Raw genomic sequence first — 5,604 nt, forward strand, 5'->3', positions numbered from 1 at the left:
CATTCCATTACACACAAGTCTGATGCCCAACCTCGCGCATGTACCTGATGCCAGCAACGAAGTCCACTATTCGCTGCATGCCTAGCCAGATGGTTTTGACGCCAGGTTCGCCGTCGCCTTTGCGCGCGAGGAAGCCACCGAGCATGGCGACGAGCCGTACCACTTCATTCAGTTGCGGCGGTTTGTCGGGCGGGGTCTTCTTGTTCAGGATGAAGGCGGCCTTCCATTCATCGGGCTCAAACAGCAGTCCGGCATCGAGGTCCGGGCAAGTGCGGCCTAACCGCATGAGACGAGCGATGCGCCACGCCACCACCATGAACACGGCCAGTGCCCGCTCGATGCGCTCGATCGTGCTCAGCTGTAGCGCCTCGACTCGGCAACCGTTCTTCAACACATGAAAGAAGGTTTGTCGGGTAAGGATCTGGCGCGGTACGCGGTGAACCCGGCCCGTTTCCAGCCCCTCCCCATAAGAACTGATCGTGAGGTTTTCCCTCAAGCAGCTCACCCAGTAAGATTCATCGCAAGGGTTATGGGTCCTGTCGGTGCGACAGCCACTTTCACGCGAACTCCTCCGCGCCCGACAGCGGACGCGTTTTCCAGTCCCAGTACAAGCCCAGGACGCCGTAGAGGTACTCGTTACTCCATCGCCGCCACCCGACACTCCGCTTCTGGCGTCGCTTGCGCCGCGTCAGCAGGGTTCGAACCTTCATCTCCAGATAGTCGCGGACCTCACTGAAGGCGCGACTGGCGTTGCCGACCCGAAGTAGTTGACCCAACCCGCTACCGCAGCGTTGAGTTTCGCGATCAGCTTCACGGTCGGAGTCGAGCCTCCGTGCCGGATGATGTCGCGAATCTTCGCCTTGATGGCTTGGCGGGCCTTCTTCTTGGGGGTCATCCGAATGAAGTATCCGTTCCCCGCTCGTTTGCGCACGCGACGCAGGTCGAACCCCAGGAACCCAAAGGCGTCCCCGTGCAGCGTGTCCACCACCGTGGTTTTCTCCGTGTTCAACTCGACGCCAAGTGGCACGAGTTGTTCCCGCAGACGCAGCAGGGCGCGTTCTGCCCAGCCGCGTTTCGTGTGGTGGCCGCTGACGGTGATGACGATATCGTCGGCAAACCGGTGATAGTTCACTGCCTCGTAAGGTCCCTGCGCCGTCTTGCGGCGAATCTCGTCGAACATCCAGTCGATCTCGTTCAAGTAGATGTTCGCGGCGAGCGGGCTGAACGGGCCTCCTTGCGGGACACCGACTTACCTGCTTTGATAACCTGCTTGACCAGGCGTAAGACCTGGGGATCCTGAATGCGCTTCGCGATCTTGTCCAACAGGGTTGAATGTTGGATCGTGTCAAAGTAGCGCGACAGATCCACGTCAACCACCATCGACATGCGCCGCAGCACACTGCGCCTGACTTCCGCCAGTGCGCGATGTGGCGACCGCTTCGGTCGAAATCCGTATGAGTTGGGGCAGAAGTCCGCCTCGAATACCGCTTCGAGGATCAGCTTCAGTGCGCCTTGCACCACGCGATCGCGGATGCAAGGAACCTGAAGTACACGGACCTTTCCGTTGCTCTTGGGAATCTCAACCCGTCGGTTCGGCTTGGGCTCATACCTGCCTGTTTTGAGGTCTGCCTGTATCTCCGCGAGAAATACGCCGGGTGCCGATGCTTCGATGTCTGCAAAGCTCAGACCATCGATGCCCGGAGCCCCGCCGTTTCTTTTGGCGATGCGGTAAGCCTCTTCGAGGGTTTCCCTCTTCGCAATATGCACGAAGAGCCCCCAGAAGCGATGAGTCTTGTCAGACTTCGCCTTGCGATATATCCGCCTTCTCAGTTCCTGCAGACTGCCGGATGCCTTTGTCATCTCATCCCTGCCTCACATTGTTGGACGGAGTGCTCACCGGTCCGGGCCCTTCCCTCCGGGCGCGTTTTGATGCACGCCCATCGACAGTACTACAACCCGATCCGTCACCCTGGCACCTATGTCCACACTTCCCACTCACGGTTATAGCGGACATCTCCTCGACGGGATTTCTCCGCCGGATGCCGAGGGCTTCTCCAGTTTCCACGTTATCCTTCACACCATGTCGCCGCTGATACCCCGCCGGTGAGATCTGCCGCATCGGACTCGTTTCGGACAGATCTTGCTGCTTTCGCGCGTTATAGACCGTCTCAGCCACCGGAGTTTCGTGTGACGAGGCTACATCTGCGTTCACTGCACGTTGCAACCTGGTGCGTTGCATATACTCCTTTCTGAGCATACTGTCGGAGGGCTCCGTCATCTTGCTTTCGCGCCATGACGCCTCCCAAGCTACGAGGCTTGAGTCTTTTGCCTCGGTCGGACTTTCACCGACTGGATAACGTGTCCTTACCTGGACACACCCACCTCCCAGCGGGCACGATACCAATCGATCAGCCGCGCAGCCTCGGCCAGATCCGGCACGTCGCGATTGGTCAGCAAGCGCCATTCGAATCGGCGTCACGCCGGCCGGCGCGTCTATCTCGCGCGCGACCAGGCAACTGATCGACACCACACCGCCCAGGGCACCGGGCAGATCGATCCGTCGACTCCATATTTGCTGATGAACTTCCCGCGCCTTCTGTCGCTGGCGACCAGGCAACGTGAAACGGATTTCACCGAGCGGCTCAGCTTGCGTGGCGTGATCCCAGAGCCTTTGACCCTCAGGCAACACGCGATTGTGCTGGGCGCGAATCAGCCAGTCCGCCGGACAACCAAGATCGTGCGCTCGGCGCATCAGCGCGATGATGTCCGACACCCGGTCCGCAACGTACACCAACTGCGTGCCGGGCAGATCCGCCGCCTGCTCGGCCACTCGTTCATATCCTTCAATCCAGCGCGTGCTTTCCTTCCCGCCGCCACGCACACCATCGGCGCCCTTGCGCTCACGTGCCCACATCCAGGCATTCAACACGCCCAACGGTTCACGCTGCGGCGTGACCGCGTAGGTCGCGTGAACGTACATGCCGCGCTGGGCTTCATACGACAACGGCCCCAGCCCCGCGATGTCCTGACCGTTGAAGTTCAACTCGGTCGTGTCATCCAGGCACAGCACTACGTCGCATGCCCGCATCCGCTCGGCCGAGCACTGCCAGTGCGGCTCCATGACGTCGGTCCATTCCAGCTTGTCTTGCGCGAAAAACCGATGAGCTGCCGCCGTCTCGGCCCAGCCACCGCACGCCTGCGGAATGCTGGCAGCCGGATTCCCCGACAGTTGTTCGGCCAGCAGGATTGCCCGCTGGTTCAAGCGCTTGTCGCCCAGATCGATACCCTTGAATTCCATTGCCGCCCAACTCTCCGTTGCTCGTGCCATTTGCGCGTCGTGCAAAAAGCAAGAGTAAACGACAAGCCGCGAAAGTTTACAAGCCGCTCACGCCGACTTGTGTGTAATGGAATGCAGTAAGGGAGCCGTCTGTGCCATACCGAATCGACGATGGCACTTTCAAGGCCTGCTTCTTCGCCTGATCCTCCGGGGTCGCCTGCTGCAGCGAAAGCTGGTAGTAGTCGCTGACGATCGAGTTGGCTTCTTCAATACGCAATGAGAGTTTCTCGTGGCGATCCGAGATCGTCTTAGCCCGGTGCTGCCACGCGTAAAAGAAGATAATCATGATGGTCCCAACCCACAGGATCATGATTGTCGAGGTTAGTTTTCTGTTGAGAGTCATGGCATAAGTTTCTTTTCCGTTTATCGCCGAGCCCCTCCGTTCGCCACAGCATGAAGCTGTCGAACTAGTCGGGCTATTCGTCAATGTAGCTGTCCAACAACTGATTCGAGAAGAAGCCTGCTTGCCGCGGCGGCAATGATGTCATCATTTAGTTATGCTAATGCACAAAGTAGCGTATCGCTATACGGCACGACCGCAAACAAACACGGGAAACCCTGAATTTAGTGTCAGGACATTCTGATCAAGGGTGACGGCACGGTACGCTGAATTCCAGCAACCAGGTGCGCAGTTTGCAATTGAACAAGGGCTTTAAAATTGGCGGCGACCGCCGGTCACTTCCACTTCCCCTCCTTCCATTGAAATCGGGTGGCGAATCGATGTGCTGCCGTCAACGGCTCAACGGCCTGAAGCTCCGGCCTTTTCCGCCTCGTCGTTGCGTCTGTGAACGCTGGTCTAAATCCGACACTGAACGACGGCGTCATGGAATTGAGCCGTTAAGCGACCGGGGATTGCCAGGCGATGTTCAGGGAAGGGGCCGCCTGGCATTGATGACGCTTTGCGCGGCGTAAGGAGCCCGTAGGGCGAGTGCAGACGCGCAAAGCGCGGTCGGTGTTTCGTCTGCAAAATGCAGATCCCCCCCGTCTGGGCGTTCGCAAACCGGAGCCTATGCTGGCGTCCAGCCCTCTTTCTAACCTCACTGGCTAACTGAAGAATGGAACGTCGCGAGTTTCCGCGGCGTGTTGTTCGAACACGAGCTACGACTGACGCGACCGGAGCCACGGTCAATTGCTACACAAAGCAACCCGGATTCGACCGTAAGAGCAGCAGTTACAAGGTGGCATCGTGTCGTGTGAACGCTGCATCCAGCGCGACGATACTGCGCCATGTGACCACACGTCGTGATTGACTTCCGCGCGCGGCGGTACTCGTCTGGAGCACCACCACCCGATGGCGATACCCTGAACAGGCAGGCGCCTGCATGGCGCAGACCGATTCGGTAGACGGCGATTTTCGCGTACGCGAAAAAATCTTTGGCCGGTTCCATGTCGGCAAGTAGAATTGTCGCCATTGCGATTCGGCTTTAATAACTTTCTCGTTCGCCAGGTCCCCTGCCGGAGCCCTGCGCACCGAGCCTTTTCATGAAAACGGATGAATCGACTCTGCAAAGCTCCTGATAAATGCGAAGCGAAGGACGCTGTTGCGAGGGTGAAGTGCTGCCTTCTTGGGGCAGAGTGGAAAGAACAGGGCCGGACGCTCAGCAACGATCGGGATTACATCTGGGAGCGTTGTGTGCGATGTGGCCATTCAAATAGTCGCTGCGCGCAGGCATAAAGAATGCGGAGCCTTGCAAGCAGCCACATGAACATCGGCCAGGTTGCGAATTCTGTTGTACACAGTGCTACAAGACGCGGCTGCGCTTTGATGCTCGGTTACAGCGTCGGCGGCTTGATCGTCATCGCCGCGGCGCTGATGGCCGTAAGGCTCATGAAGTGAATCTTTTGACGTGACGACAGCGATGAAGCTACATGCGAATGCAAAAATGCTGGTCGAGTGGCTGCGTACGCACGAGCCAGCCACCGTTAGACAGATCGCCTCGACGGGCTTGATGACTTCGCGCGCCGCATCAGATGCCGTGCACTATGCGGTTCGTCATGGCGTGTTGGAGCCACTCAAATCGCCGGAATCTGGGATGAGAGGACGGAGGCAGTATCGGCTAACCGGATGCGCCCTCCCCGACCTAAAGGTCACCGGTGCGGCTCCCGACTTTGATGGCCTGCTGACCGCGTGGGGAATCTCGCTACAGCCTCCCAGCATTCCTGCACTCACCTCGCGCAGGGTTGAGTTCAGCGACTAACGCCGGACTGAAAAACAGGAAAGCACGATGACGCGATTTTGAATCATCAGTGACATAACGATAAGTTTT

General features: G+C 58.5%; 3 protein-coding genes and 3 pseudogenes. 1 reads left to right on the forward strand and 5 read right to left on the reverse strand.

Going from position 1 to position 5,604, the window contains the following annotated elements:
• Positions 1-7: 7 nt before the first annotated feature.
• From BMI01S_RS35640 to BMI01S_RS35655, 5 genes and pseudogenes are all read right to left on the reverse strand, one after another.
• Positions 8-409, reverse strand: a pseudogene (locus tag BMI01S_RS35640) (IS4 family transposase); the annotation flags it as partial.
• Positions 410-706: 297 nt separating this feature from the next.
• Positions 707-895, reverse strand: coding sequence for a group II intron maturase-specific domain-containing protein (locus BMI01S_RS43595; RefSeq protein ID WP_255217851.1), 189 nt, complete (start codon positions 893-895; stop codon positions 707-709).
• 108 nt (positions 896-1,003) lie between these two features.
• Positions 1,004-1,860, reverse strand: a pseudogene (locus BMI01S_RS35645) (reverse transcriptase domain-containing protein); the annotation flags it as partial.
• Positions 1,861-2,379: 519 nt separating this feature from the next.
• Positions 2,380-3,328: pseudogene (locus tag BMI01S_RS35650) on the reverse strand (IS4 family transposase); the annotation flags it as partial.
• A gap of 46 nt (positions 3,329-3,374) precedes the next feature.
• Positions 3,375-3,680, reverse strand: a complete 306-nt coding sequence (locus tag BMI01S_RS35655; protein ID WP_028233056.1) for a hypothetical protein — start codon at positions 3,678-3,680, stop codon at positions 3,375-3,377.
• 1,359 nt (positions 3,681-5,039) lie between these two features.
• On the opposite strand from BMI01S_RS35655, the gene BMI01S_RS43600 reads away from it, so the two are divergent.
• Positions 5,040-5,174: a hypothetical protein gene (locus tag BMI01S_RS43600; protein ID WP_255217850.1), complete on the forward strand. Its 135-nt coding sequence runs from the start codon at positions 5,040-5,042 to the stop codon at positions 5,172-5,174.
• Positions 5,175-5,604 lie beyond the last annotated feature (430 nt).

It is taken from the genome of Paraburkholderia mimosarum LMG 23256 = NBRC 106338, from assembly GCF_000739815.1.
Taxonomy (GTDB): Bacteria; Pseudomonadota; Gammaproteobacteria; order Burkholderiales; family Burkholderiaceae; genus Paraburkholderia; species Paraburkholderia mimosarum.

What these genes read in the sequence shown, in the direction of transcription:
- BMI01S_RS43600 (WP_255217850.1), top strand. Translation starts at nt 5,040, where the DNA reads ATGAACATCGGCCAGGTTGCGAATTCTGTTGTACACAGTGCTACAAGA.
- BMI01S_RS43595 (WP_255217851.1), bottom strand. Translation starts at nt 895, where the DNA reads ATGACCCCCAAGAAGAAGGCCCGCCAAGCCATCAAGGCGAAGATTCGC.
- BMI01S_RS35655 (WP_028233056.1), bottom strand. Translation starts at nt 3,680, where the DNA reads ATGACTCTCAACAGAAAACTAACCTCGACAATCATGATCCTGTGGGTT.